This is a genomic window from Aeromonas sp. MTB (assembly GCF_056632455.1).
Map to the genome: position 1 here is coordinate 2,874,989 of NZ_CP147026.1, position 26,237 is coordinate 2,901,225.

22 protein-coding genes and 1 tRNA gene are annotated in these 26,237 nt (G+C 59.5%); 6 read left to right on the plus strand and 17 right to left on the minus strand.

The window, feature by feature from the left end:
• Position 1: 1 nt before the first annotated feature.
• From WBR25_RS13180 to tadA, 9 genes are all read right to left on the minus strand, one after another.
• On the minus strand, positions 2 to 1,417 hold the full coding sequence (locus WBR25_RS13180; RefSeq protein WP_479748206.1) for a basic amino acid/polyamine antiporter: 1,416 nt from the start codon (positions 1,415 to 1,417) through the stop codon (positions 2 to 4).
• A gap of 9 nt (positions 1,418 to 1,426) precedes the next feature.
• Positions 1,427 to 2,329 (minus strand): homocysteine S-methyltransferase family protein, encoded by a 903-nt coding sequence (locus tag WBR25_RS13185; RefSeq protein WP_479748207.1) that lies wholly within the window; start codon positions 2,327 to 2,329, stop codon positions 1,427 to 1,429.
• 293 nt (positions 2,330 to 2,622) lie between these two features.
• Positions 2,623 to 3,165, minus strand: coding sequence for a hypothetical protein (locus WBR25_RS13190; protein WP_164979981.1), 543 nt, complete (start codon positions 3,163 to 3,165; stop codon positions 2,623 to 2,625).
• 19 nt (positions 3,166 to 3,184) lie between these two features.
• Entirely contained in the window at positions 3,185 to 4,504 is a 1,320-nt protein-coding gene (gene paeA / locus WBR25_RS13195; RefSeq protein WP_005334094.1) for a polyamine export protein PaeA, read from the minus strand.
• A 190-nt stretch (positions 4,505 to 4,694) separates the two neighbouring features.
• Positions 4,695 to 5,405: a phosphate signaling complex protein PhoU gene (gene phoU / locus WBR25_RS13200; RefSeq protein ID WP_005334097.1), complete on the minus strand. Its 711-nt coding sequence runs from the start codon at positions 5,403 to 5,405 to the stop codon at positions 4,695 to 4,697.
• 85 nt (positions 5,406 to 5,490) lie between these two features.
• Positions 5,491 to 6,309: a phosphate ABC transporter ATP-binding protein PstB gene (pstB, locus tag WBR25_RS13205; protein WP_005334102.1), complete on the minus strand. Its 819-nt coding sequence runs from the start codon at positions 6,307 to 6,309 to the stop codon at positions 5,491 to 5,493.
• 133 nt (positions 6,310 to 6,442) lie between these two features.
• Positions 6,443 to 8,092 (minus strand): phosphate ABC transporter permease PstA, encoded by a 1,650-nt coding sequence (gene pstA / locus WBR25_RS13210; protein WP_019446688.1) that lies wholly within the window; start codon positions 8,090 to 8,092, stop codon positions 6,443 to 6,445.
• 32 nt (positions 8,093 to 8,124) lie between these two features.
• On the minus strand, positions 8,125 to 10,362 hold the full coding sequence (locus WBR25_RS13215; RefSeq protein WP_058056059.1) for an ABC transporter permease subunit: 2,238 nt from the start codon (positions 10,360 to 10,362) through the stop codon (positions 8,125 to 8,127).
• 204 nt (positions 10,363 to 10,566) lie between these two features.
• The gene (gene tadA, locus WBR25_RS13220) at positions 10,567 to 11,124 is read right to left on the minus strand and encodes a tRNA adenosine(34) deaminase TadA (protein WP_479748210.1); all 558 of its coding nucleotides are present in this window, start codon (positions 11,122 to 11,124) and stop codon (positions 10,567 to 10,569) included.
• A gap of 249 nt (positions 11,125 to 11,373) precedes the next feature.
• On the opposite strand from tadA, the gene WBR25_RS13225 reads away from it, so the two are divergent.
• The 4 genes from WBR25_RS13225 to aceA all read left to right on the plus strand — a co-directional run bounded on the left by WBR25_RS13225 (position 11,374) and on the right by aceA (position 15,497).
• A tRNA-Pro gene (locus tag WBR25_RS13225) sits at positions 11,374 to 11,450 on the plus strand.
• Positions 11,451 to 11,673: 223 nt separating this feature from the next.
• Positions 11,674 to 11,814, plus strand: coding sequence for a hypothetical protein (locus tag WBR25_RS13230; RefSeq protein WP_005334106.1), 141 nt, complete (start codon positions 11,674 to 11,676; stop codon positions 11,812 to 11,814).
• Between the two features lie 688 nt (positions 11,815 to 12,502).
• A complete protein-coding gene (gene aceB, locus WBR25_RS13235) occupies positions 12,503 to 14,110 on the plus strand; it encodes a malate synthase A (RefSeq protein ID WP_479748212.1) in 1,608 nt (535 codons plus the stop codon).
• Positions 14,111 to 14,183: 73 nt separating this feature from the next.
• Positions 14,184 to 15,497 (plus strand): isocitrate lyase, encoded by a 1,314-nt coding sequence (gene aceA, locus WBR25_RS13240; RefSeq protein WP_005344572.1) that lies wholly within the window; start codon positions 14,184 to 14,186, stop codon positions 15,495 to 15,497.
• Positions 15,498 to 15,603: 106 nt separating this feature from the next.
• Here aceA and hda read toward each other — a convergent pair whose 3' ends face one another.
• From hda to upp, 3 genes are all read right to left on the minus strand, one after another.
• A complete protein-coding gene (hda, locus tag WBR25_RS13245) occupies positions 15,604 to 16,305 on the minus strand; it encodes a DnaA inactivator Hda (RefSeq protein ID WP_013723920.1) in 702 nt (233 codons plus the stop codon).
• Between the two features lie 102 nt (positions 16,306 to 16,407).
• Entirely contained in the window at positions 16,408 to 17,427 is a 1,020-nt protein-coding gene (locus tag WBR25_RS13250) for a DUF2066 domain-containing protein (protein ID WP_479748215.1), read from the minus strand.
• Between the two features lie 150 nt (positions 17,428 to 17,577).
• Positions 17,578 to 18,204 carry a uracil phosphoribosyltransferase gene (upp, locus tag WBR25_RS13255; RefSeq protein WP_005334115.1) on the minus strand — a complete coding sequence of 209 codons (627 nt, stop codon included), beginning with the start codon at positions 18,202 to 18,204 and terminating at the stop codon, positions 17,578 to 17,580.
• Between the two features lie 176 nt (positions 18,205 to 18,380).
• Between upp and purM the strand changes: the two genes are divergently transcribed.
• Together purM and purN are read left to right on the plus strand one after the other, a co-directional pair.
• The gene (gene purM, locus WBR25_RS13260) at positions 18,381 to 19,418 is read left to right on the plus strand and encodes a phosphoribosylformylglycinamidine cyclo-ligase (RefSeq protein ID WP_335836776.1); all 1,038 of its coding nucleotides are present in this window, start codon (positions 18,381 to 18,383) and stop codon (positions 19,416 to 19,418) included.
• The gene (purN, locus tag WBR25_RS13265) at positions 19,415 to 20,053 is read left to right on the plus strand and encodes a phosphoribosylglycinamide formyltransferase (protein ID WP_479748217.1); all 639 of its coding nucleotides are present in this window, start codon (positions 19,415 to 19,417) and stop codon (positions 20,051 to 20,053) included. Before purM ends, purN begins: the two co-directional genes overlap by 4 nt.
• Positions 20,054 to 20,231: 178 nt before the next feature.
• Here purN and WBR25_RS13270 read toward each other — a convergent pair whose 3' ends face one another.
• The 5 genes from WBR25_RS13270 to WBR25_RS13290 all read right to left on the minus strand — a co-directional run bounded on the left by WBR25_RS13270 (position 20,232) and on the right by WBR25_RS13290 (position 26,184).
• Complete coding sequence (locus WBR25_RS13270) at positions 20,232 to 20,993, minus strand: Nif3-like dinuclear metal center hexameric protein (RefSeq protein WP_118853618.1); 762 nt, start codon at positions 20,991 to 20,993, stop codon at positions 20,232 to 20,234.
• A gap of 141 nt (positions 20,994 to 21,134) precedes the next feature.
• Positions 21,135 to 22,478 (minus strand): sigma-54-dependent transcriptional regulator, encoded by a 1,344-nt coding sequence (locus WBR25_RS13275; RefSeq protein ID WP_479748220.1) that lies wholly within the window; start codon positions 22,476 to 22,478, stop codon positions 21,135 to 21,137.
• Complete coding sequence (locus tag WBR25_RS13280; RefSeq protein ID WP_005334126.1) at positions 22,475 to 23,509, minus strand: sensor histidine kinase; 1,035 nt, start codon at positions 23,507 to 23,509, stop codon at positions 22,475 to 22,477. The genes WBR25_RS13275 and WBR25_RS13280 overlap by 4 nt, the downstream gene beginning before the upstream one ends.
• A 106-nt stretch (positions 23,510 to 23,615) precedes the next feature.
• On the minus strand, positions 23,616 to 25,037 hold the full coding sequence (locus WBR25_RS13285; protein ID WP_031227792.1) for a sigma-54 dependent transcriptional regulator: 1,422 nt from the start codon (positions 25,035 to 25,037) through the stop codon (positions 23,616 to 23,618).
• Positions 25,038 to 25,305: 268 nt separating this feature from the next.
• On the minus strand, positions 25,306 to 26,184 hold the full coding sequence (locus WBR25_RS13290) for a DUF2726 domain-containing protein (RefSeq protein WP_139494532.1): 879 nt from the start codon (positions 26,182 to 26,184) through the stop codon (positions 25,306 to 25,308).
• Positions 26,185 to 26,237 lie beyond the last annotated feature (53 nt).

Here is a 26,237-nt window from a genome sequence, read left to right on the forward strand (position 1 = left end):
ATCAGAGATGGGCAAACGACCAGACGGCGGGGATCAGGCTCAGCAAGGTCACTCCGGCCAACAGCCGCTCGCGACCACTCAGGCAAAGATCTGCGCCCAGCTGACGACGGCTGTAGAGAAACAGCAGCAGACCCGGCCCGTAGAGCAACAACGACAGCAGCAGATACTCCACCCCGGCGGCATAGAGCAGCCAGAAGCCGTAACCGCTCGACATCAGTGCCACCGCCCGCATCAGACCGCGGCCCTGACCGCCCTCACCCTTCTTGCTGAACGAGAGCTTGAGCAAGAACAGGCCGATCAGCAGGTAGGGCACCAAAATCATCGAGGTCGATATAAGCAGCAGACTGGTGTAGCCCTTGCCGAGCAGCCACACCAGCAGCAGGCAAGTCTGCACCGTCAGGCTGGTGAGCCAGAGCGATGCGATAGGCGTCCCGTTGCGGTTCTGGCGCCGGAAGATGGCGGGAAACGCACCGTGGCGGGCCGCGCTGAACGGCACCTCCGCCGAGAAGAGGGTCCAGCTCACGTAGGAGGCAAGCACCGAGACTATCAGGCCGACGCTGATGAGCAGCTTGCCCCATGAGCCGGTCATCTGGGCCATCAGCCCTGCCATGGAGGGGTTGGGCAGCGCCGCCAGCTCGGGCCGACTCAATATCCCCAGCGCCAGCACCGAGATGAGCACATAGAGCAGCAACGCCAGCACGACCCCAAGTACGGTGGCCGTGCCCACATCCCGCCGGTTTCGGGCGCGGGCCGACAGCACCGCTGCCCCCTCGATACCGGTGAAGACCCAGAGAGTGATCAGCATGGTATTGCGCACCTGCTCGGAAACCGGCTCCGCCAGGCTACTGCCCTGCTGATCCGCCGCGAAGGTGACCGGATCGAACAAGTAGCAGGCAAACAGAATAAACAGCAGCAGCGGCAGGCTCTTGGCCAGGGTCGCCACCAGATTGAATAGCGCCGCCTGCTGCACGCCGCGGGCCACCAGCAGGTGCACCGCCCAGAGGATGCAGGACTCGCCGACAAACGCCGCCAAAGTGTTGCCCTCACCAAACCAGACCTGCTCGGGGGTATCGATAAAACTGCCCAGCGCCGCAAAGGCAATGACCAGATAACCCACCACGCCGATGGTGGCACAGAGCCAGTAGCCCCAGGCGGAGAAAAAGCCCACCAGATCGCCAAAACCGGCGCGGGCGTAGCTGTAGATGCCGCCGTCGAGATCCGGCCTTAACCGCGACAGATAGAGAAAACTCATGGCGAGCGCAAGGATGCCCACCCCCGTCACGCCCCAGCCGATCAGCACGGCGCGGGCACCTGCCACCTCGGCCATGTTCTGGGGCAGGCTAAAAATCCCCGCCCCCACCATGGAGCTGAACACCAGCGCGGTGAGGGACCAGAGCCCGATCTTGCTCTCTTTCATGGAAGCTCCTTAGCGCAACCGGCGGCTCAGCGCCTGAATATGCTCGGGGCCGATGCCGCAGCAACCACCGATCAAATTCGCCCCGGCCGCGCGCCAGCGCTCGGCCCAGCCAAGGTAATCCAGCGGCCCCAGATCGGCGCGGATCTCGTCCAGCCCATCGTTGGCGGTGGCCTCCTTGGGTTGCGGCGGGAAGGCGTTGGCGTAAGCACCGAGGCGGATGTCGATGCGACCCTGCGCCTGCAATCGGGCGCGAGCAACCTCGAGGGCCCCCTCGATCACCTCGGGCTGACAGCAGTTGAACAGAATGGCATCGACCCCGGCCGCCACCAGCGCGCTAACCGAATCGGCCACCCGCTCGCCGGAACGCAGTCGCGGTTCGTTGCCAGGCGCCTCATCTTCCAGCGTGAAGGAGACCCATAACGGCTTGCCATCGTCAGGCAACAGCGCTTTCAGGGCCAGTGGCTCGGCAATCAGGCTCATGGTCTCGGCCAACCAGATATCCACATAAGGGGATAGCGCCCGGATAAGCGGCGTGGCCAGCTCGCTCACCCGGTCCGCCTTGAACAGGTCGGCACGGTAGGAGCCAAACAGCGGTGGCAGAGAACCCGCCACCTGCACGGCGCCCTTCTGCGCGTCAGCCACCTCACGGGCCAGCTGACCAGCCAGTGCTGCCAACCCCTCCCCGTCGGCAAAGAAACGCTCATCGCCGATATGAAACGGCACCAGCGCATAGCTGTTGGTGGTGATGACCCGGGCACCGCTCGCCACATAGGCCTGATGCACATCACGCACCGTCTCTGGCGCCTCCATCAAGGCCAGCGCCGACCACTCGGGTTGACGAAACGGTGCCCCCCGCCGTGCCAACTCGCGCCCCATGCCCCCATCCAGCACCCACAATTCCCTGGTTTTCATCTGTCGTGTCTCTTAGTTATGTGCGTTGTTTATTTGCGTATTTATCTGTTTGTTTTGTTGATCTGCGGTTTCGCATCGAATCGCTGCAGATCGTACTGCTTCATCCTGGGAAGCCCTTTTATTGTGCAGCCATAAAAACATATGGATGTTTAGATGGCCAAAGCAAGATAAAACAAAGTGCCACGGGCGGCAATCAGTATCAGCAGAAATCAGCGTGCAAACGGCGAGGCAAACGCAGAAATGCAAGAGGCCACCCGAAGGTGGCCTCATAACTATCTTGATCCGCTGACAGCTTAACGCCCGGCCAGCACTCGCTTGATCTGCTTGACCCAGTCGGAGACCCGACCCTGCTGTGGCAAACCGCGCCAGATCTGCTCCCACTGGGCAGGGCTGAGCGGACGACCGAGGCGACGCTGTACACCTGCATAGAGGTAGTCATGGGCCGTGGTGGCCGCATGCTCGGAGGTGAGGAATTTGGAGACCGGATCGGTCAACCGCACATCCCGCATGCCGAGCAGCGGATAGTCGTTGTGCACCGCCGCCAGCATGGTCTCGCGCATGGCCGACTCGATGTAACCACGGGCAAACAGGGCGGTCACCGACTCCAGCGATCCCTGATCCGGGCCGTGGTACTGCTCATCAAAGACCGGGCTCGGCTCGGCAATGCCGCTTTGCACCACCGCATCGGGATCCGGCTGCGGCACGACCACGGCAGGCTTGGGGGTTACCGGCTTGGCTACCACTGTGGCTTTGCGCGGCGCACTCTGACTACAGGCACCCAGTGCCAGGGCGAGCGCGACACAGGCCAGCGCACGGGAATGAGACTGCATCTTCATGACTCTTATGTCGCTCCTTTTACGATTCCTGAGCTGGCTTCTCGGCCACCGCCGGTTCGACCCGGGTAACCAGCAGCTGATCAATCTTGTAACTGTCGATATCGACCACTTCGAACTTGTAACCGGCGTATTTGACCGAGTCAGTGCGCTTGGGGATCTTGCGCAGCATATACATGATAAAGCCGGCGATGGTCTCGTAGTTCTGGTTCTCGGGGAACTCTTCGATATCGAAGGCGCGCATCACGTCGGAGATGGGGGTGACCCCGTCCACCAGCCAGGAGTTCTCGTCGCGCTGGACGATCTGCTCTTCCACCACGTGGGTCGCCCACTCACCCATGACGGTGCTCATCAGGTCGTTCATGGTGACAATCCCCACCACCAGCGCGTACTCGTTCATCACCACGGCAAAGTCGCCACGATGATTCTTGAAGTACTCCATCGCCTCATAGAGGTTCAGGGTATCGGGGATGATGATGACGTTCTGCACCAGGTTGCCACCGATAAGGTCGATGCTCTGGCCGCCGATAACGCGGATCAGCAACTCTTTGGCATCGACAAAGCCCTTGATGCTGTCGAGGTTGTGGTCACAGACCAGAAACTTGTTGTGGGGATGTTCGGCGATCTTCGCCTTGATGCTCTCTTCACTCTCTTGCAGGGTGAAGTAGATCAGGCTCTCGCGGGCCGTCATGGCAGAGGTGACACCAAGGGACTGCAACTCGAATACGTTCTCGATGAGCTGATGCTCCTCGCGCTGGATAACCCCCGCCTCGGCACCGGCATCCATCACCGCATAGATATCGTCGGAGGTGATCTCGTCGTTACGCACCGTGGAGACGCGCATCAGACGGAACAGGGAGTTCGCCAATCCGTTGAAGACCCACACCAGCGGCATCAACACGGTGACGAAGAAGAGCATGGGACGCACCACCACCACGGCAATCTGCTCGGGCATGGTCATGGCCAGACGCTTGGGCATCAGGTCGGCGATCAGGATAAACATGCCGGTGACGAACACGAAGGAGGCACCGGAGCTGATCTCGCCAAGCCAGGGCCCTTGGTAGAACTGGGAGACAATCCCCTTGATGGCGGGGTTGAGGGCAGACTCACCCAGGATACCGCCCAGAATGGCGACGGTATTGAGGCCAATCTGCACCACAGTGAAAAAGTTGCCCGGTTGGGCCTGCAGGGCCAGCACCTTTTCGGCCTGGCGATTACCTTCATCCGCCATCACCTGCAATTTGATTTTGCGAGACGCGGCGAGAGAGATCTCGGAGAGGGAGAAGAACACACTGCCGCCAACCAGCAGCATTAAAAAGAACAAACTATCGGCAAAACTCATGATTAACCTATTGCTACACCCGCCTTAGCACAAGACGGCAAACTGGGCCCGGGAGACCGGACCGTGAGCCCATCCGGGACTCACACAGGGGGAGTATTCTATCAGAAAACAGCCAGTTGGGGGCTTTATCTTACTCCGACCAGTTATGCAACAAAAAAGGCGCTTCACGCGCCTTTTTATTCACTTCCGGTTAGCCCTTGCCCAGTAGGGTGCCCAGATCGTCCGCCTTGGTGTGGCGCACATCCTTGCCTTTCACGTAGTAGACGATGTACTCGCAGATGTGCTGGCAGCGATCGCCGACCCGCTCGATGGCTCGCGCCGCCCACAGGACGTTGAGCACCTGGGGGATGGTGCGGGGATCTTCCATCATGTAGGTCATCAGCTCGCGGATGATGGACTCGTACTCGCGGTCTACCTTGTCATCTTCCTTGTAGACAGCCAGCGCCGCATCCAGATCCATGCGGGCGAAGGCGTCGAGCACATCGTGCAGCATCTTGATGGTACGACGGCCCATGTTCTCCAGCGACACCAGCGGCGGCTGCGGCTTGTTGGCGTTGTCGGTCAGCATGCGGGCGATCTTGTCGGCCACGTCGCCAATGCGCTCCAGATCGGTGATGGTCTTGATGATGGCCATCACCAGTCGCAGGTCGGAGGCTGTCGGCTGACGCTTGGCGATGATGCGGGTGCACTCCTCATCGATCGCCACTTCCATCGCGTTGACCTTGTGGTCGTTGGCCACGATTTTACGCGCCGCATCGAGATCCTGATCGTGGATCGCCGCAATGGCGTCGGTGAGCTGCTGCTCCACCAGACCGCCCATCACCAGCACCTGGTTGCGCACGCTCTCTAGCTCGGCATTGAACTGACCGGAGATGTGTTTATTGAGGTTCATATTGTCCATACAAATAATCCTTGATTGCTCCGATTATGCCTTAGCCGTTGAACCGACTGCCAATCTGTTTGCTGAGATTCATCCTCTCCTCTCCTTAGCCGTAACGACCGGTAATGTAATCTTCGGTCTTTTTCTTGGCCGGGGTGGTGAAAATGGTGTTGGTATCCGAGTACTCGATAAGCTCGCCCATATACATGAAGGCAGTCTGATCCGACACCCGCGCAGCCTGTTGCATGTTGTGGGTCACGATCACTACGGTGAACTGGCTCTTGAGCTCGTTGATCAGCTCCTCGATGGTGAGGGTGGAGATGGGGTCGAGCGCCGAGGTCGGCTCATCGAGCAGCAACACTTCCGGCTCGATGGCGATGGCACGGGCAATCACCAGACGCTGCTGCTGACCACCGGAGAGACCGAAGGCGTTGTCGTGCAGACGATCCTTCACCTCGTCCCACAGGGCCGCACCGCGCAGGGAGCGCTCGGCCGCTTCATCCAGAGTGCGACGATCGTTGATCCCCTGCAGGCGCAGACCATAGACCACGTTCTCGTAGATGGACTTGGGGAACGGGTTCGGGCGCTGGAACACCATGCCCACCTGACGGCGCAGGGCGGAAACATCGACGCTCTTGTCATAGATGTTGTGGCCGTGCAGCTGGATTTCCCCCTCGATGCGGCAGATCTCCACCAGATCGTTCATCCGGTTGATGCAGCGCAGCAGGGTCGATTTGCCACAGCCTGACGGGCCGATAAAGGCGGTCACCTGCCCTTTGGGGATCTTCATGTTGACGTTGAACAACGCCTGCTTGCTGCCGTAGTACAGGTTGAGATCCTTCACCTCCAGCGCGGTCTGCTCCGGGGTCAGGTTGAGCAGGTCCAGCGCGGTGTGCTGGGTAGACGTGGTCGTTACGTTGATCATCTGTTACCTCAAAATCTATCTGGAGTGGCCGGACAGCTGCCGGCGCCCCTCACGTATTGGTGCAGAGAGATGGCGGCTCGCGCTCGGCCGCCCCTCTGTTATCTCACTCTTGTATCACTCATGCGGCGCCGGATTAATGCTCCAGCGACCGGAATTTCTCGCGCAAGTGGTTACGAATACCGATAGCGGTCAGGTTCAGACCCACGATCACCGTCACCAGCAGGAAGGAGGTGGCGTAGACCAGCGGGCGGGCCGCCTCGACGTTGGGGCTCTGGAAGCCGACGTCATAGATGTGGAAGCCCAGGTGCATGAACTTGCGCTCCACATGCAGATACGGGAAGTTGCCATCCATCGGCAGGGTCGGTGCCAGTTTTACCACCCCCACCAGCATCAGCGGCGCCACTTCACCGGCTGCACGGGCAATCGCCAGAATAAGGCCGGTCATGATGGCCGGGCTCGCCATCGGCAGCACGATGCGCCACAGGGTCTCGGCCTGGGTCGCGCCCAGTGCCAACGAGCCCTGACGGATGGTGCTCGGGATCCGCGCCAGCCCCTCTTCGGTGGAGACAATCACCACCGGCAGGGTCAGGATAGCCAGGGTCAGCGCCGACCAGATCACGCCGGGTGAGCCAAAGGTCGGGCTCGGCAGCGCTTCCGGGTAGAACAGCTGATCCAGCGAACCACCGAGCGTGTAGACGAAGAAGCCCAGACCAAACACGCCGTAGACGATGGAGGGCACGCCCGCCAGGTTGATCACCGCAATGCGGATGATCTTGGTCAGACTGTTCTTGCCCGCGTATTCGTGCAGGTAGACTGCCGCCACCACCCCCAGCGGGGTCACGATGATCGCCATCAGGAACACCATGAACACGGTGCCGAAGATGGCCGGGAACACCCCGCCCTCGGTGTTGGCTTCACGGGGATCGTCAGAGACGAACTTGCCGATCTGATGGAACCAGTGACCCACCTTTGCCAGCAGGCTCATGTCGTTGGGCCATACCACGTCCAGTACCTTGGACATCGGCATGGTCACCAGCTCGCCACGCATATCCTTGACGGTGATGGCGTCGCGGTCCGCTTGGCTACGCAGGGAGAAGAGCTCTTTTTCCAGCACCTGATAGCGATCGTTGAGGGCCTGACGCTCGCTGGCCAGTTCGGCTTTGAGCTGATCGGTCAGCTTGTCATCCAGCTCGGCCTTGCGCTCTTTCAGGCGCAGCCGCTCCAGTTGATAGTTGATGCTGCCGATATCCCCTTTTTGCAGATCGTTGGCCTGTTCGGAGAGGGCATTGGCTCGCGCCAGCACCCGCTGCAGAGCAGGATGCAGATCAGAGGTGAGCTCGCGGCCATCCTCTTTCACCCCGACGATATAGCCATAGAAGTTGCCGTTGGTGGCACGCTCAACCATGGCCAGCTCGGCTGGCTGGCTCTGGGACTTGATGTCCGTCTCCAGCACCCAGCGAAAATCGAGGTCAACGAACTCACGGTTGCCGGTCTTGACCAGATAGCGGGTCAGCAGCTCGCGCTCTTCCCCTTCCAGTGGCAGACCTGCGGCGCGCAGTCGCTCTACCGGTACCTGCTCGCGATCGTTGATCTCGCCGATCAGTACGCTCTTGTTGCCGCTGGCATCTTCCAGCTGCCACTCATAGATGGGGTGCGGCCAGAAGTAGACCAGACCACGCCAGCCGATCAGCAGCAGCAGACCCAGTACCGCCACCAGACTCAGGCTGACGGCACCGCCGGTCATCCAGATCCAGGGGGCCCCTGATTTAAACCACTTACCCATTGTCGATTCCTTGTCCATTACAGAGTCGCCCCTTACATCGAGCTGTATTTTTCACGCAACCGCTGACGGACAAACTCGGCCAGGGTGTTGAACAAAAAGGTGAACACAAACAGGACGAAGGCCGCGAGGAACAGTACCCGATAGTGGGAGCTGCCCACTTCCGATTCCGGCATCTCCACCGCGATGTTGGCGGCGAGGGTGCGCAGCCCCTGGAACATGGAGAAGTCCATGATGGGGGTGTTGCCGGTAGCCATCAGCACGATCATGGTCTCGCCCACGGCGCGGCCGAGGCCCATCATCACCGCAGAGAAGATGCCCGGGCTCGCGGTGAGGATCACCACCCGGCTCAGGGTCTGCCACGGGGTGGCCCCCAGCGCCAGCGAGCCCTGGGTCAGGTGCTTGGGCACCGAGAAGACCGCATCTTCAGCGATGGAGAAGATGGTGGGGATGACCGCAAAGCCCATGGCGATACCGACCACCAGCGAGTTGCGCTGGTCAAACTTGATGCCCATTTCGTGAGTCAGCCAGATGCGCGAATCGCCGTGCATAAAAGCATTCTCGATGAGCGGGCTCAGGGCGAAGGCCCCCCAGCCAATCAGCAGCAGCACCGGGATCAGCAGGATGGCGTGCCACCCCTCCGGCAGCAAGGACTTGCCGCGCTCCGGCAGATAGTTCCAGAGCAGTGCAGTCAGCAGCATCCCCATCGGCAGCAATATCAGCAGCAGGATCACCCCGGGCAGCGCCCCCTCGATGATCGGCGCCAACCACAGACCCGCCAGGAAGCCCAGGATAACGGTCGGCAGCGCCGCCATGATCTCGACAGTCGGCTTGACGTATTTGCGCAGCCCCGCCGACATGAAGTAGGCGGTATAAATGGCACCGGCCACGCCGAGCGGCACAGCAAACACCATGGCGTAGAAAGAGGCTTTCAGCGTACCGAATACCAGCGGCACCAAACTCAGCTTGGCTTCAAAGTCGTTGCTGGCGGAGGTGGATTGCCACACATACTGGGGCTCCGGATACCCTTCATACCACACCTGTTGCCAGAGGGCAGACCAGGTCACTTCGGGGTGTTCGTTCTCCACCGAGAAGAGCTTGAAGCTGTTCCCTTGCTGCATCAGCAACAGGTTGTGACGGGGGGAGATGGCCAGGGCAGAGAGTTCGCCCCCTTCCACCGTCTCGGTCAGCAGCTTGGTCTCGCCGGTGGCGTGGAAGAAGCTGATGATGCCATCCTTGTCGGCACTGATGAAGCCTTTGCGAAAGTGCTCGGGAGTCAGCAGATCTACCGCACCATCACCCTTGAAGTCACGAATTTGGGTGAACTGGCGTTTGCCATCCTTCGCCACTTCGAACCACTGGGAAATCACGCCGTTGTCATTACCCACCAGCAGTGAAGAGGCGCCGGAGAGCAGCTGAACCCGGGTCACATTGGCGTTGGGGGCATTGATCTCCAGCACGTTGCGCAGGGAGATTTCGCTCAGGTTATGAATGTCATAGACGGAGAGGCGATTGCCCTCGCGCACGAACAGGATGCGCAGATTGGGGGTCAGCAACATCTGATCCACATGGCGCGGCAGGGAGGGAATCGTGTAGTTTTCACTGCTCCACTCAATCTCCCCGGAGATGAAGTTCTCCTCACCGCTCATCACCGTCATCACGCCACGACCATCTTCGGTCACGGCGGCGGTCGCCATCTTGTCCTTGGTGGCTTCGAACACCATCAGTTGCAATGCCTTCCCTTGCGGGTCGATCACCACAGGCTCTTCGCCGAAGGGATATTGCAGGCTGGGTTCAATCACCCGAACATCGTTGGGATAGGAAACCTTGAACGCTGGCTGGACGACCTGCGCCTTGCCATCGGCAAAGCCGTAAGCGATCAGCCGCTGGCCCGGTGCCGGGGTCGCTACCGTGGTGATGTCACCAGCAACCTGGGCCTGACCCAGTGACTGGCCGACCTTGATCTTGTCATCTCCCTGCACCGCAAAGAAGTTGACCTGCCCTTTATCGCTGAAGCGATAGCCGATCTCGTTCTGCTCTTCCACGCCGAGCCAGGCGGTCTTCCCTGCGGCAGGCAGGGTAAACGAGGCTGTCGGCTCCATGGAGGCGCCATTGAAGATGGGTTTCACCACATAGAGCAGATAAAAGAAGATAAGCAGCAGCGCCACCAGTACCAGGGCTCCGCCTGTGGTGACGCCATATTTGGCCAATTTATCCTTGATCCGGCGTTTTCTACTGCCCGCCATGACCAGGTTTAACGATTCCGATGACATGCAAGACCTCAATGTAAGCTAGGCTTCGCGGCATTATATGGCGGTTGCATGACAGTTTTGTTACATCGAGAACGCTTTAACAGAGGTTGTTAGCGGAAAAATAGGCGGGGATCCCTTCGAAGGCGGGCGAGTGTAATGTATTGTTTATAAAGGGATATTTATGCTGATAATCAGCAAGGGCAGCCTGCGCTGCCCCCGAATGATTCAGGAAAGGATATCGTTTGATTGTTGCAGCGCCAGTTTGGCCGCCTTTTTCTCGGCGCGACGGCGCTTGAAGAAGGCCGACAACTGGGCCGAGCAGGCATCGGCCAGCACACCGCTGGTCAGCTCGACACTGTGGTTGTGGCGCGGGTCCTGCAAGATCTCGAACACCGACCCCGCGGCACCGGTCTTGAGATCTCGGGCGCCGTAAACCACCCGCTTGACCCGGCTATGGATCAGCGCACCGGCACACATACAGCAGGGCTCCAGCGTCACATAAAGAGTGGTGTCGAGCAGGCGGTAGTTCGCCAGCTGCTTGCCCGCCGCCCGGATTGCCATCACCTCGGCATGGGCACAGGCATCGTGTTCGCTGATGGAGCGGTTCCACCCCTCGCCCACCACCTGACCATCCAGCACCAGTACGGCACCGACCGGGATCTCGCCAATCCCTTCGGCCCGGGCGGCCAATGCCATGGCATGGCGCATCCACTGTTCGTCCTGCTCGGTTTGACTCTGTGCCTGACTAGGTATTTCTGGGACCTCTGATGGTTTCACGCCCATCCCCTCTTTATATTGTTCAATTGTGCTGTTTGCATTCCAGCTATTCATACCTGTCAGATGATTCCATAGATAGCAGGCATGATAGCTCGCGGTGACAGGGCGGCGATTATGCCAAATCTGCACGTCAGACCCAAGCCACATCCAGACTGAGCAATAAAGAAGCAATCGGCATCTCTATGATAAAAAAGGAGTTGCACCCGTTTGGCCATGCTATTAGACTTCCTCCCCGTCAGCCGAGTCTGACTCCGTCGGTGTGTAGCGCAGCCAGGTAGCGCATCTGCATGGGGTGTAGAGGGTCGGAGGTTCGAATCCTCTCACACCGACCATTTTCCCCGAGAATAGCTCAGTCAAACGACTGGGCTATTTTTTTGCCTCCGATTTATCCTCCTGACAACGCCAGCCTACCAAGAACAAAAAACACTCAGAACCACTTGAATCTTTTTTCCGAACTCATTAATATGCGCAACTTTCCGCCGGTAGACAACACAAGGAGGTGGAAACACGAGTGAAGGGATCACTGTCCGGCTTGCGTGCAACACAGGACCAGGCATGAACCAGAACACCGATTTCGCACCCGCCATTACGCTTTACTCCGTTCCTCACGACACCCCTTGCCACACCGAAAGCGAAAATGAACAGGTCATCCAGCTGGATGTGATCGATCTTGCCGAACCGGATGATGACTATTGAGCCCGGCCAGATGGCCGCTCAATCACTGGGGCATCGCCTGTTCAACACACTCAGTTTCACACCCTTGGCGAGAAATCTGCAAAAAACGACAAACTGCTAATTCTATCAAGGATGGCAGTATTATTGACTAATGCGTCTCCCCCTTCCCTCTCCAGCATTCCCCCCGACAATTGATACAAACCTACGTTATTGCGCTTCACTTTCCATCGTTGCAACCGCTGGTGCCAACAGAGCCTGCGTCACCACACCAAGTTTAAAACGCACGTTCACCAATCAGGTCTAGCATTAGCAAAACATTCATTGCCACATTCAAACGCGCTTTATACGGCTGTTTTGGCAAAGCCTGGAGTTAGGTCGGGATTTGTTTTTGCATTTGTAATTTTATTACGTAACAAGTTACAAAATGAGGGGCAGGGTAACGGCCCAAATTAGCCGTTGTCCGATGGGAAAAAGCAGGAGCATAACCATCTGCGTAGAGCTTTTATACCAACCAAATAAAGTAATAAAAAACATCAACTTAACCATATCCAAAAAACAAGTGTTTAAAAAAAACTGTTGACGTACTCAACAATATTTCGCACCTTATCAATCGTGTTATCCCGTTGTTGCGGGAACGTTTCAGGAACAGGGATTCGACTTTAGTCGTAGTCAGTAAGTTCAAAATGTAATTCTCAAAGGAGTGAACCTTATGTCGGCACCGGCTCAGACCCACTGCAGCGCCCGCCTTCGCATCCAGGGCGAGATGCTGCCCGAATACGCGCAAATTCTGACGCCGGACGCGGTGGCTCTGGTCTCCGAACTGGTGGAACGTTTTGCTCCCCAAAGAGGGGAATTGCTGAAACAACGTGTGGCACGCCAGGCCCGTATAGATGGCGGCGAGCTGCCGGACTTCCTGCCGGAAACCGCCCACATCCGTGAAGGTGACTGGACCATTCGCGGCATTCCCGCCGACCTGCAAGACCGCCGTGTGGAGATCACCGGCCCGGTCGAGCGCAAGATGGTGATCAACGCCCTCAACGCCAACGTCAAGGTGTTCATGGCAGATTTCGAGGATTCACTGGCTCCCGCCTGGAATAAGGTGATCGAGGGCCAAATCAACCTGCGCGATGCGGTCAACGGCACCATCTCTTACACCAGTCCGGAAGGAAAGGCTTATACCCTGAACGCCAATCCGGCCGTCCTCATCTGCCGGGTACGCGGTCTCCACCTGCCGGAAAAACATGTCACCTTCGATGGCGAGCCCATCCCCGGTGGCCTGTTCGATTTTGCCCTCTACTTCCTGCACAACTATCAGGCGCTGCTGGCCAAAGGCTCCGGCCCCTACTTCTATGTACCCAAGCTGCAGAGCCATCTGGAAGGGCGCTGGTGGAGCGAGGTGTTCGCCTGGACCGAGGACAAGTTTGGTCTGCCCCGTGGCACCATCAAGGCCACCGTGCTGATTGAAACCCTGCCAGCCGTATTCGAGATGGATGAGCTGCTCTATCAAATGAAGGATCACATCGTTGCGCTGAACTGCGGCCGCTGGGACTACATCTTCAGCTATATCAAAACCTTGAAGAACCATCCGGATCGGGTCCTGCCTGATCGTCAGGTGGTCACCATGGACAAGCCGTTCCTCTCCGCCTACTCGCGGCTGCTGATCAAGACCTGTCACAAGCGCGGTGCGCTGGCGATGGGTGGCATGGCCGCCTTTATTCCGGCCAAAGACGCTGCCGCCAACGAGCAGGTCTTCGCCAAGGTCAAGGCCGACAAGGAACGCGAAGCCAACAACGGCCACGATGGTACCTGGGTCGCCCACCCTGGCCTGGCTGATACCGCCATGGCGGTGTTCAACGCCACCATTGCGGCTGGCGCCAAGAACCAGATCGGCGTACTGCGCGAGCAGGATGCCCCCATCACTGCCGCCGACCTGCTGGCACCCTGTGAGGGCGAGCGCACCGAGGCAGGGATGCGCACCAATATCCGGGTTGCCCTGCAATATCTGGAGGCCTGGATCAACGGCAACGGCTGCGTCCCCATCTACGGTCTGATGGAAGATGCCGCCACCGCCGAGATCTCCCGCACCTCCATCTGGCAGTGGATCCGCCACGGCAAGAGCCTGTCGAATGGCAAGGTGGTGACCAAAGAGCTGTTCCGCCAGATGCTGGCCGAGGAGCTGGAGGTGGTCAAAGCCGAGGTGGGTACTGCGCGCTGGCAGGCAGGACGCTTTGCCGAGGCAAGCGAGCTGATGGAAGAGATCACCTGCGCCGATACCCTGATCGATTTTCTGACGCTGCCCGGTTACGAGCGGCTCTGAATCACGGGCCCCCAGCGGGGCTCGCCAATAACAAGTCAATGGAAACGTGAAATCAATGAAAGAGGGAACTGATATGGCACTGACCCGTGAGCAACAGATCCAGGCTATCGAGAAAGACTGGGCGGAAAACCCCCGCTGGAAAGGGATCAAGCGCGGCTACAGCGCCGAAGACGTGGTGAATCTGCGCGGCAGCTTGCAGCCGGTGCACACCCTGGCCCAGCGTGGTGCCGACAAGCTGTGGGGTCTGATCCACGGCGACGCCAAGAAAGGCTATGTCAACTGCCTCGGCGCCCTGACCGGTGGTCAGGCAGTGCAGCAGGCCAAGGCGGGGATCGAGGCGATCTACCTCTCCGGCTGGCAGGTGGCGGCGGACAACAACTTGTCCTCCACCATGTATCCGGATCAGTCCCTCTACCCGGCCAACTCGGTACCGTCCGTGGTGGAGCGCATCAACAACTCCTTCGCCCGTGCCGACCAGATCCAGTGGGCCAACAAGGTAGGACCGCAGGATGAGGGCTTTATCGACTACTTCCTGCCGATCGTGGCCGATGCTGAAGCCGGTTTCGGCGGCGTGCTGAACGCCTTCGAACTGATGAAGGGGATGATTGAAGCGGGCGCCGCTGGCGTGCACTTCGAAGATCAGCTGGCATCGGTGAAAAAATGCGGCCATATGGGCGGCAAGGTGCTGGTACCGACTCAGGAAGCGGTGCAGAAGCTGGTTGCAGCCCGTCTGGCAGCTGATGTGTGCGGCACCACCACCCTGGTGATCGCCCGTACCGACGCCAACGCCGCTGACCTGTTGACCACCGACGCCGACCCGTACGATGCAGACTTCCTGACTGGCGAGCGTACAGCTGAAGGGTTCTACAAGGTACGTGCCGGTATCGATCAGGCCATCGCTCGCGGTCTGGCTTACGCCCCCTACGCCGACATGGTGTGGTGTGAAACCGCCAAGCCGGATCTGGACGAAGCGCGTAAATTTGCCGAAGCAATCAAGGCCAAGTTCCCGGATCGCATCCTGGCCTACAACTGCTCCCCGAGCTTCAACTGGAAGAAGAATCTGGACGATGCCACCATCGCCCGCTTCCAGCAGGAGCTCTCCGACATGGGCTACAAGTACCAGTTCATCACCCTCGCGGGTATCCACAACATGTGGTTCCACATGTACGAACTGGCCTACCAGTACGCCCGTGGCGAAGGGATGAAGCACTACGTCGAGATGGTGCAGGAGCCGGAATTTGCCGCCGCCAGCCGTGGCTACACCTTCGTGGCACACCAACAGGAGGTTGGTACCGGTTACTTCGACAAGGTGACCACTGTCATTCAGGGTGGCCAATCCTCGGTCACCGCCCTGACCGGCTCCACCGAAGAAGATCAGTTCCACTAATAAGAGAGCTGCCTTGAAATAGCAAAACCCCGGCCTGATGCCGGGGTTTCTTTTTATCTGTAATTCAAACGAAAGTCAGGCGCACAACTGCACACAGTCGAGAAGCTCAGAGCTCGAGGATCTCTTTGACAAAGGGAATGGTCAGCTTGCGCTTGGCGCGAAATGAGGCGTTGTCGAGCTGATTGAGAGTGGTGAGCAGGGTTCGCATATCGCGGGAGAGTCGGTTGAGCAGGAAGCGGCCCACATCGATGGGCAATTTGAAGCCCCGCAGCTCAGCACGCAGCTGCAGGGCACTGAGCTTGCCTTCATCATCCAGCTCTTCGAGATGGAAACTCACCCCCCAGTCAAGGCGCGAGGCGAGATCCGGCAGTTGCAGCCCCAGTTTGCGCGGTGCGCTGCAGCCGGTGACCACCAGCGTCCCCTCACCCTTCTCCTGCCAGCGGTTGTAGAAATCGAACAGCGCCCGCTCCCACACGGCATTGCCAGCGATGGCCTCAAGGCTGTCGAGACAGACCAGCGGCAAGCTTTCGAGGGCATCGAGCATGCTGGGATCGAGCTGTTCAAATTGATCGAGGGAGAGATAGGCCGCCGCCGCATCGCGGGCGTTGACCTCGGCACAGGTGGCGTGGAGCAGATGAGAGCGTCCGGATCCCTTGGCTCCCCAGAAATAGAGGAAAGGCGACCCCTGACCGATGGCCGCATTCTTGAGGGCGGTGATCAGATGAGCATTGTTGCCGGGATAAAAACTGACGAAGGTTTCATCATCCGGTAGTTGTACGGCTAAAGACAGTTGGGCCGGTTGCTTCACTCGTTGGGCTTTGACTGTGATATTTGTGGCTAAGTGTATCATCGCAAAGGCAGATAGAGAACCGCCCGGACAAGCCGGGCGGTCTACAAAAGCCTTATAAAATCAGGGCTGCGACCATTGGTAACGCAAACCGCTGCCATTATCGTCAACCTTGCGCAAACGACTCTCGAGCTGCAGTGCCCGCACCAGTTCGGCCTGATCCCCTTGCAGGGTAAAGTTGAAGGTGATCTGGTCCCCCTCCAGCTTGCCGATCGCCACCTTGCTGACGTTGGCCATCCCCTGCAGCATCTTCTGCACGGCGATCATGCTGTCCACTTCGGAGAGGCCATCTACCACCAGGGTCTGGCTGGTTGCCGGACCAGAAATGCGGGCACCGTAGTTTTTCACCAGCCAGGCCGCCAGGGTATCGGCAAACCCTTGCGCCACTTCGGCTTGAGTGCCGGTGCTATTGCCACGGGTCAGCTCGGTCACTTCACCGGCTGCTTTGGGGCCGTAGAGTCCCCAATCGATGCTCCACTTGTCACCTTCAGGAGTCAGCTTGCCCAACACCACCATCTCGGCGCCATAGCGCTGGCTTGCCTGCAAAATCGGGTCGGCAAAGCGTCCCCAGACGTCGGTGGCACTGACCGCCATGTTGTCATCGAGATCCATCAGCGGAATGCTGATGGGCAGCCCCAGCGTCTGGGCCTGCTCGCGCAAGGCTTGCGCCCAACCATCGCTGGATTGATCCGCCAGCAAGCGACGCTCCCCCTGATCCACCACCAGCCAGATGGCCATCTGGGGACGCGCCGGGCCAAGCAGGGCAAACTGGCTCTCGGAGACCAGGCTGTTGACCTTGTCACTCTTGAACTCGGCTTTCAGATACTTGACGGAGTCCTGATCCTGATAGCCATAGCTTTTGACATAGTCGCCCGGCGCCGCCAGCGCCTTGACCACCACCGGCTGGGTGAGGATGTTGCGCTTGCCGGTCACCTTGATCAGCACCTGACCCAGTGCCTGCCCCTGAGCGGCCACCATGTCACCACTGGTCGGGGCCTTGCCCTGATAGAGGTCGGTCACCTGAGCGGCCGAGGCCATGAATGACAAGCCGCAGCAGAGGGCGGTCACAACACGTTTGAACATGAACAAAGTCTCGAAATGGGAGAGTGTGCTTATGGTAGCGGCAAGGCGCATCCTGCGGCAAGGCTGGCACAAGTGGCCACAAACAGCAGAGCCGGCGATGCGCCGGCTCCGATCACCCCTTCCACATGGGAAGCGGGTCAAGGCATAAACTTATTTGGTACCGAAGATCTTGTCGCCTGCATCGCCCAGACCCGGCACGATGTAGCCTTTCTCGTTCAGCCCCTGGTCGACAGAAGCACAGTAGAGCTCTACATCAGGGTGAGCGGCTTCCAGCGCCTTGATCCCTTCCGGCGCGGCAACCAGTACCAGCACCTTGATGGATTGGCAGCCTTTCTTCTTCAGCAGATCGATGGTGGCGATCATGGAGCCGCCGGTGGCCAGCATCGGATCGATGACCAGCGCCAGACGCTCTTCGATGTTGCTGACGATCTTCTCGAAATAGGGAACCGGTTGCAGGGTCTCTTCATCGCGGTAGATACCGACCACGCTGACGCGGGCGCTCGGCATGTGCTCCAGCACGCCATCCATCATGCCAAGGCCGGCACGCAGGATGGGTACGACGGTTACCTTCTTGCCTTTGATCTGGTCAACTTCTACTGGCCCATTCCAGCCATCGATGATAACCTTCTCGGTTTCGAAGTCAGAGGTCGCTTCATAGGTCAACAAACTGCCCACTTCTTTGGCCAGTTCACGGAAACGCTTGGTGCTGATATCGCCTTCACGCATCAGACCGATCTTGTGTTTGACCAGGGGGTGTTTGACTTCAACGACTTTCATTATTATCTCCTCTAACCTGCCGCAAAAAAATCGCGGAATCATACAACAAAAGCCACCGCTTGTAGAGCATTTCCGCGCAAAAACGCGCAAACGATTTCCTTTCTGGTTTTTCACCGCCACTGTTAGAATACGCCCCGAATTTTACCCTCCACTTCTTTACATGACGGGGAATACTCGTGACTGACAAAACCTCACTGAGCTACAAGGATGCTGGCGTAGATATCGATGCCGGCAATGCACTGGTTGAACGTATCAAGGGCGTGTCAAAGCGCACTCGTCGTCCTGAAGTCCTTGGTGGTCTTGGCGGCTTTGGGGCCTTGTGTCAAATCCCTGCGGGCTACAAGGAGCCGGTACTGGTCTCCGGTACCGATGGTGTGGGCACCAAGCTGCGGCTGGCTATCGACCTGAAGAAGCACGACACCGTGGGCATCGATCTGGTTGCCATGTGCGTTAATGACCTGATCGTACAGGGCGCCGAGCCGCTGTTCTTCCTCGACTACTATGCAACCGGCAAGCTGGACGTGGACACCGCGGCCGCGGTGGTCACCGGGATCGGTGCCGGTTGCGAGCAGTCAGGCTGTGCCCTGGTGGGCGGCGAGACCGCCGAGATGCCGGGTATGTATGAAGGGGAAGACTACGACATCGCCGGTTTCTGCGTCGGTGTGGTGGAGAAGAGCGAAATCATCGACGGCAGTAAGGTCGGTGAAGGGGATGCCCTGATCGCGCTGGCCGCCAGCGGCCCTCACTCCAACGGCTTCTCCCTGATCCGTAAAATTCTGGAAGTCTCCAAAGCCGACGTGCATCAGCCGCTGGGTGACACCACCCTGGCCAACGCCCTGCTGGAGCCGACCCGCATCTATGTGAAACCTGTGCTCAAGCTCATCAAGGAGTGCGAGATCCACGCCCTCTCCCACATCACCGGCGGTGGCTTCTGGGAGAACATCCCCCGCGTATTGCCTGCCAATACTCAAGCGGTGATCGACGAGCAGAGCTGGCAGTGGCCGGCGGTGTTCAGCTGGCTGCAGCAGGCTGGCAACGTCACCCGTCACGAGATGTATCGCACCTTCAACTGCGGTGTCGGCATGATCATCGCCCTGCCTGCCAATCAGCTGGAGAAGGCGCTGACCCTGCTCAAAGCGGAAGGCGAGAACGCATGGCACATCGGTCATATCGCCAAGGCAACAGACGGTGAGGAGCAGGTCGTCATCAAATGATGCGGATCCTCGTCCTAATCTCCGGCAGCGGTAGCAATCTGCAGGCGATCCTCGACCACTGCGCCAGCGGTAAGATTGTCGGTGAAGTGGTCGGCGTCATCAGCAACAAGGCCGATGCCTATGGTCTGGTTCGCGCCAAAGAAGCAGGCGTGGCGACCGCCATTCTGGCCCAGCAGCAGTTTGCCAGCCGGGAGGAGTACGACGCCGCCCTGCTGGCGCTGATGGCAGACTATCAGCCGGATCTGGTGGTGCTGGCCGGGTTTATGCGGATATTGAGCGGCGATCTGGTGCGCCATTTCGCCGGGCGGATGATCAATATCCACCCCTCCCTGCTGCCCAAGTATCAGGGCCTGCACACCCACCAGCGCGCCATAGATGCCGGTGACAGTGAACACGGCGCCAGTGTCCACTTTGTCACCGAAGAGCTAGATGGTGGCCCGGTTATCCTGCAGGCCCGCGTGCCCATCTTTGAAGGGGACACGGCGGACGAGGTAGCGGCACGGGTACAGGCGCAGGAGCACAGCATCTACCCGCTGGTGGTGCGCTGGTTCTGCGAAGGCAGGCTGCAGATGGTGGACGGCGCTGTGCACCTGGATGGCGCCCTGCTGGCCCCCGCAGGTTACGCCTGCGATTAAGCAGACGTCTTGTCGAAATGTGAAAAAGGAGGCCGATGGCCTCCTTTTTATTTCCTGAATTTTCCCACCACAGGCACAGGCTTAAACCTGTTCACGACCTGCAGCGAGAAACCGTCAACAAGGTGAAGAGCAGCACATGAGCCTTGATCACGGTTTAGTAGCCAGATCGTGGACAGGTTTAGACCGGATTGTCGATATCGATAAAGGTCACATCCAGCCCGTGCACAGTCGCCAGCCACTCCCCCAGCGCCTTGACGCCGTAACGCTCGGTGGCGTGATGGCCCGCGGCGTAGAAGTGCATCCCCATCTCGCGGGCGGTGTGAATGGTCTGCTCTGAGGCTTCACCGGAGATAAAGGCATCGATGCCCTGCTCCGCCGCCAGATTGATGTAGCTCTGACCGCCGCCGGTGCACCAGGCCACGGAACGGATAAGCTCGGGGCCGCTGTCGCCACAATAGAGTGGCTCGCGGCCAAGGCGCTCGGCAATCAGTTTGGCAAAGTCGGCGCCACTCATCGGCTCTTCCAGCTTGCCCACCATGGCGACGCTCTTGCTGTTCCACGGCTCTAGACCGCGGCGTACCTTGATGTCGAGCAGCTTGGCGAGCTGGGCGTTGTTACCCACCTCGGGATGGACATCCAGCGGCAAATGGTAGGCAAACAGGTTGATATCGTGGGTCAGCAGGGTCTTGAGCCGACGCTGCTTCATGCCGGTGATCTGGGCCGGTTCACCGCTCCAGAAGTAGCCGTGATGGACCAGAATGGCATCGGCCTCGGCAGCCACCGCCGCGTCGATAAGCGCCTGACTGGCGGTGACACCGGTCACTACCTTGCGAATACGTTCGCGCCCCTCCACTTGCAAGCCGTTGGGGCAGTAATCCTTGATAGCGTGCGGTTCGAGCAGATGGTTCAGTACGGTTTCGAGTTTTCGATGAGAGATCATAGGGGTCCCTTATTAAGGCTCGGTCCCCTGCTTTACCAATAAAAACAGGGCCCAGGCTCAAAGCGCCAAGGGCCCCATGATAATCGAGCCGGGCCGTCAAGACCATGACAGCCCCCACACAGTGCGGTTTCCCTACATGCCTTAGGCTGGCAGGTCGATCCCCGCCTCCCGCATCTGGGCCAGCTTGTAGCGCAGAGTGCGCGGGCTGATGCCGAGTCGGTCGGCCACCGCCTTGCGGCTGCCGTTACAATCTTGCAGGGTGTCGAGGATGATCTGGTGCTCCTGCTGCTTGAGCTCGCTGCCGAGGCGATCGCCACCATAGCTGCGCTCCACGCTGACAAACTCCATCTCCTGCTCATCCAGCTCCTCCAGAATAATGTGGTCACAATCAATGACCCCGTCGGGGCTGAGGATCAGGGCACGCTGTACCACGTTGTCCAGCTCCCGCACGTTGCCGGGCCAGGGGTGAGCCAGCAGCCGTTCCCGCGAGGCATCCGTCAACTGTGGTGTCGGCAGCCCCTGCTGACTGGCATGAAGCGCCAGCAGATGTTCCGCCAGCGGCAGAATGTCGCCGGGCCGCTCGCACAGGGCAGACCAGCGCAGCGGGAAGACATTGAGGCGATAGTAGAGATCTTCGCGAAACAGGCCATCCTGCACCGCTTTTTTCAAATCCCGGTTGCTGGTGGCGATGACCCGCACATCCAGCGGGATCATCTTGCGACTGCCGAGCCGCTCCACCTCTTTCTCCTGCAACACCCGCAGCAATTTGGCTTGCAGCCCCTGATCCATCTCGGTGATCTCGTCGAGCAGCAGGGTGCCCCCCTGCGCCTGCTCGAACTTGCCCGGGCACCCCTGCACCGCACCGGTGAAAGCCCCCTTCTCGTAGCCAAACAGGGTCGCCTCCAACATGTTTTCCGGAATGGCGGCGCAGTTGATGGCGACGAAAGGCTGCTCGGCGCGGCTGGAATTGTCGTGAATGTAACGGGCCAGCACCTCTTTACCCGTTCCGCTCGGGCCGGTCACCATCACGGTCGCTTCACTTCTGGCCACCCGGGTCGCCAGCTGGAACAGCTCGGCAGTTTTGGGATCCCCGTAGACCACGGCGCGCTTCTCCACCTTTTGGGCGGGCACATAGCGGCTGACCTGATTGAGCAGCACCTCCGGCGAAAATGGCTTGGCCAGATAGTCGATGGCCCCTTCACGCATGGCGCGCACCGCGCCGTCGATGTTGGCGTAGGCGGTCATCAGCAGCACAGGGATCTGCGGATATTGCTGGCGGATGGTGGCCAGCAAGGTGAGACCGTCCATCCCCCCCATCTGGATATCGGAGATCACCATGTCAAACGGCTGACGGGAGAGGGCCAGCAGAGCCCGCTCGCCGCTGTCCGCTTCACGGCACTCATAACCGCCGAGCAACAGGGTATCCACCAGCGCTTCGCGCAGGCCATTGTCATCTTCAACTACCAGGATCCTGGCCTGTGTCATGCTACACCTCCAAGCTGCACCGGTTGCTGGTGCAGGGGGAACGACAGAGTAAAGCAGGTGCCTTCACCGGGAACCGAGGCCACACCGACCTCCCCCTGATGGGCACGCACTACAGATTGCACCACCGCAAGACCGAGACCTGTGCCCTGGGAGCGAGTGGTAAAGAAGGGTTCGAATACCTGACCGAGCTGATGGGAAGGGATCCCCTTGCCATTATCGATGACCCGCATCTCCACCCGGGCACCGCTGCGCACCGCGCTGACCAAGAGTGACGTGGCCCCTGCCTGCTGGGCATTGGCAATCAGGTTGTTGATGGCCCCCGCCAGCGCACTGCTGTTGGCCAGCAGACAGAGATCGGGCTCCGGCGCCTCCATGTGCAGCTCGCAGCCCTGCTGCTGGCAAAAAGCCTCGGCTCCGGCCTGCACTTCGGCCAGCAGCCCTTGTACCGAGATGGGGGTGACCACCTGATTGTCGCCATTGCGGGCGAACAGCAGGATGTCGTTGATCTGCTTCTCCAGATCCTGCAAACGGGCCATCAGCTTTTGCTGAAACTGAGTGCGAGATTCCGGCTTGAGGGTGCGGTTGGCCAGGTTGGCGGCATAGAGCATGGCAGCGGAGAGCGGCGTGCGGATCTGGTGGGCAAGCGAGGCCGCCATATTGCCCAGCGCCGACAGCCGCTTCATGTGGTTGATGCGGTCTTGCAGTTTACGGGTTTCGGTCAGGTCATTGATAAAGACCAGCTGGCCGGGCTGATCCGGCAGCGGTTGGGTCGAGAGCTGCACCCGGCGCCCGTCGCGCAGGGAGATCTCGTGACCATCATCCTCCCGCGGCTCAAAGCAGCGGGCAATGATGTGGCGCCAGAGCTCCCCTTCCAACGGCTCCCCCAGCAAGGAGATGGCAGCCGGATTCGCGCGGGTGACCACCCCTGCCCCGTCAAGCAGCAACACCCCGGTGGGGAGCGCCTTGAAGATGGCATAGAGCTGGCTCACTTCGTGGGACTGGAGTGGCATGTCCTGCTGCTGGATTGTCATAAACCTGACCTCAAACTGGCTATTGGGTCAGGTTATTCAATTTCCATGCCACTAAATTATATGAATTAAAACAACTAATTGCGCATTGGCGTCAAGGCTTTGACCCTCAGACGTCTTTGCTCATCCCGTACTTTTTCATCTTCTCCACCAAAGTGGTACGGCGCATGCCGAGCAGATCGGCGGCGCGGGCCACCACCCCATCCTGAGACTCCAGCGCCTGACGGATCAGCTCCACTTCAAGGTCGGCCAGCATCTCTTTGAGGTTGACCCCCTCCTCCGGCAACTGCATGGTGCGGGCCGAGGCGAGGGCGTGATCCAGCTCGGGCGGATCCTGGAACACCGCCGCCAGCGCATCCCGCTCATCCATCTCGGTTAGCCGCTCATCCCGCGGCTCGCTCGGCAGCAGGCGATAACGGCTCGGCAGATCGGCTACATCGACGATCTGGTGCGGGTAGAGGATCAGCAGCCGCTCCAGCAGGTTGGATAGCTCGCGCACGTTGCCGGGCCAGGGGTACTGCATCAGCGACTCCAGCGCCCGCTGGGTCAGCCGGATAAAGCCGTGGTGCTGCTCGGCATGGCGGTTGAGCAGCTCCTGCAGCAGCAGCGGGATGTCATCGATGCGATCCCGCAGCGGCGGCGTCTCTATGGGGAAAACGTTGAGGCGGTAGTAGAGATCTTCGCGGAAACCCTGAGTGCGGATCATCGCCTCCAGATCCCGGTGGGTCGCCGCTATGATGCGCACATCGGCCTGAATGGGCTTGCCGCCACCAACCCTGTCGAACAACCGCTCCTGCAACACCCGCAGCAGTTTGACCTGCATCGGCATCGGCATATCGCCGATCTCGTCGAGGAACAGGGTGCCCCCCTGCGCCAGCTCGAAGCGACCGCGACGAGCCGCGATGGCGCCGGTAAACGCCCCCTTCTCGTGGCCAAACAGTTCGCTCTCCAGCAATTCGGCCGGAATAGCGCCGCAGTTGATGGGCACGAAGGGGCCACTGCTGCGGGAAGAGAGTTCGTGGATGGCGCGAGCCACCACCTCTTTACCAGTGCCGGACTCCCCAAGGATCAGCACGTTGGCATCGGTCTCGGCCACCTGGCTGATGAGGCGGCGTACCTCCTGGATCCCCTTCCCTTTACCCACCAGCAAGCGCAGCAGGGCCTGCCCCTTGTCATGGGTCTGCTGACGGGGATGCAAGGAGACGAACGCCTGACAGAAGTGCAGATGACGGGTGAGGGATTCATAGGTAAAAGGCGAGAGCGCGACCCCGATAAAGTTGCTGTTGGGCAGATCGGCCTCAACCAGCGAGAGGAAGGGGGTACGGGGGAAGGCAGCCAGCAGCTCTGACAAGGGACGGTCGGTCAGCTCACCCACCAGCACCCCTTGCAGCGGACCGGAGGATTCGATGGCCACATCCAGATCGCTTTGTGCCACCTCCTGCCACGGGATCCCCATAAACGAGAGCACGGTTCCCAACTGTTGGCGCCGCTGCGCATCGGCATCAACAATCAACACGCCCATCTCCACCATATCCATTCCTCGCGATGTCCTGAACTAACTTATTGTTTTATTTAATGATAAAACAGCTACCGACTGTCTTTTTGCTGGCACACAAAGTGCCAAAATTCCGACACATTGTCAAAAATTGTCGTATTCAGGCTAAGTGTATCGACAGAAACGGGAGATTAGATAAATTTTGCCGAGGAATTTTCTGCATTGGCGCCGTTAACAAACGCCGCCAATGGCGGAAAGAAAACTGCCCTCTTCAGAGGGCAGCATGGGACACGGTGAAGAGCACTCAATGGCGATTATGGTGGTGCGGCGCCGCGTAACGACACTCGGGGAAACGGCTGCAAGCCAGAAAGAGTCGACCGGCGTGGGGGCCTTTTTTCGCCTCCCGCTCCACCAGCGGCGCATCACAACGAGGGCAGTGGTGCACCTCGTGCTCTTCATCATCCTCTACATCGGCGAACAAGCCATCGACCAGCTCCCCCTCACTCTGTGGCGCCTCCACCATCCCCTTGGCCTGAATGGCGGGCTCGTGGAGCGACGCAGGCGAGATGGCCTCGGCATGGGCAGTGCGGCCACGCATCCCGGCACCGACATCCACGCCGTCCAGCAGCAGAGGGTTGAACGTCGGCTCACGGCGCGCCCCGTGCGGCAGATCGTCGATCAATGGTTCGCTGGTTTTGACCAGCAGCGGCAGGATCTGTTCGCGCAGCTCTTCCACCAGATAGCTGGCACTTGCCGGGATCTGCAGCAACGGCAGACCGGCGCTGTCGCAGGCGGTTTTCAGAAAGAGATCCCGCGCCTTGCGCTTCTGGTGACGATGGGAGCTGTCATCGAGTTCGATGGCACAGATAAAGGAGAGATCCGCGGGGTGGCAAAGCAGATAGTCGAAATGCTTGGCGCTGATCTTGTTGAAGTACTGCTGCCATTTGCTTTTGCCGATCCCGGCCTGCGGCGTCAGCACATCGGCCACCCGCACCTTGGCAAGGACCCGGGCCTTGTCACCCACCGCCAGATCCAGCACCCCGAGGAAGGATCGCTCGGCGGGACTGAACAGGGTCTCCTGCATATCATAGGGCAGGCGCTTTTGCTGTCTGCCTCTACTCCAGAAGATCGCCAGCACAAGCAGCGCCAGCAACAACAATCCCGATAGGACAAGGGTATTCATGAGAGCACGATCCAGTTCACGACACGAAAGGGGAATTACTTTACCACAGCCGC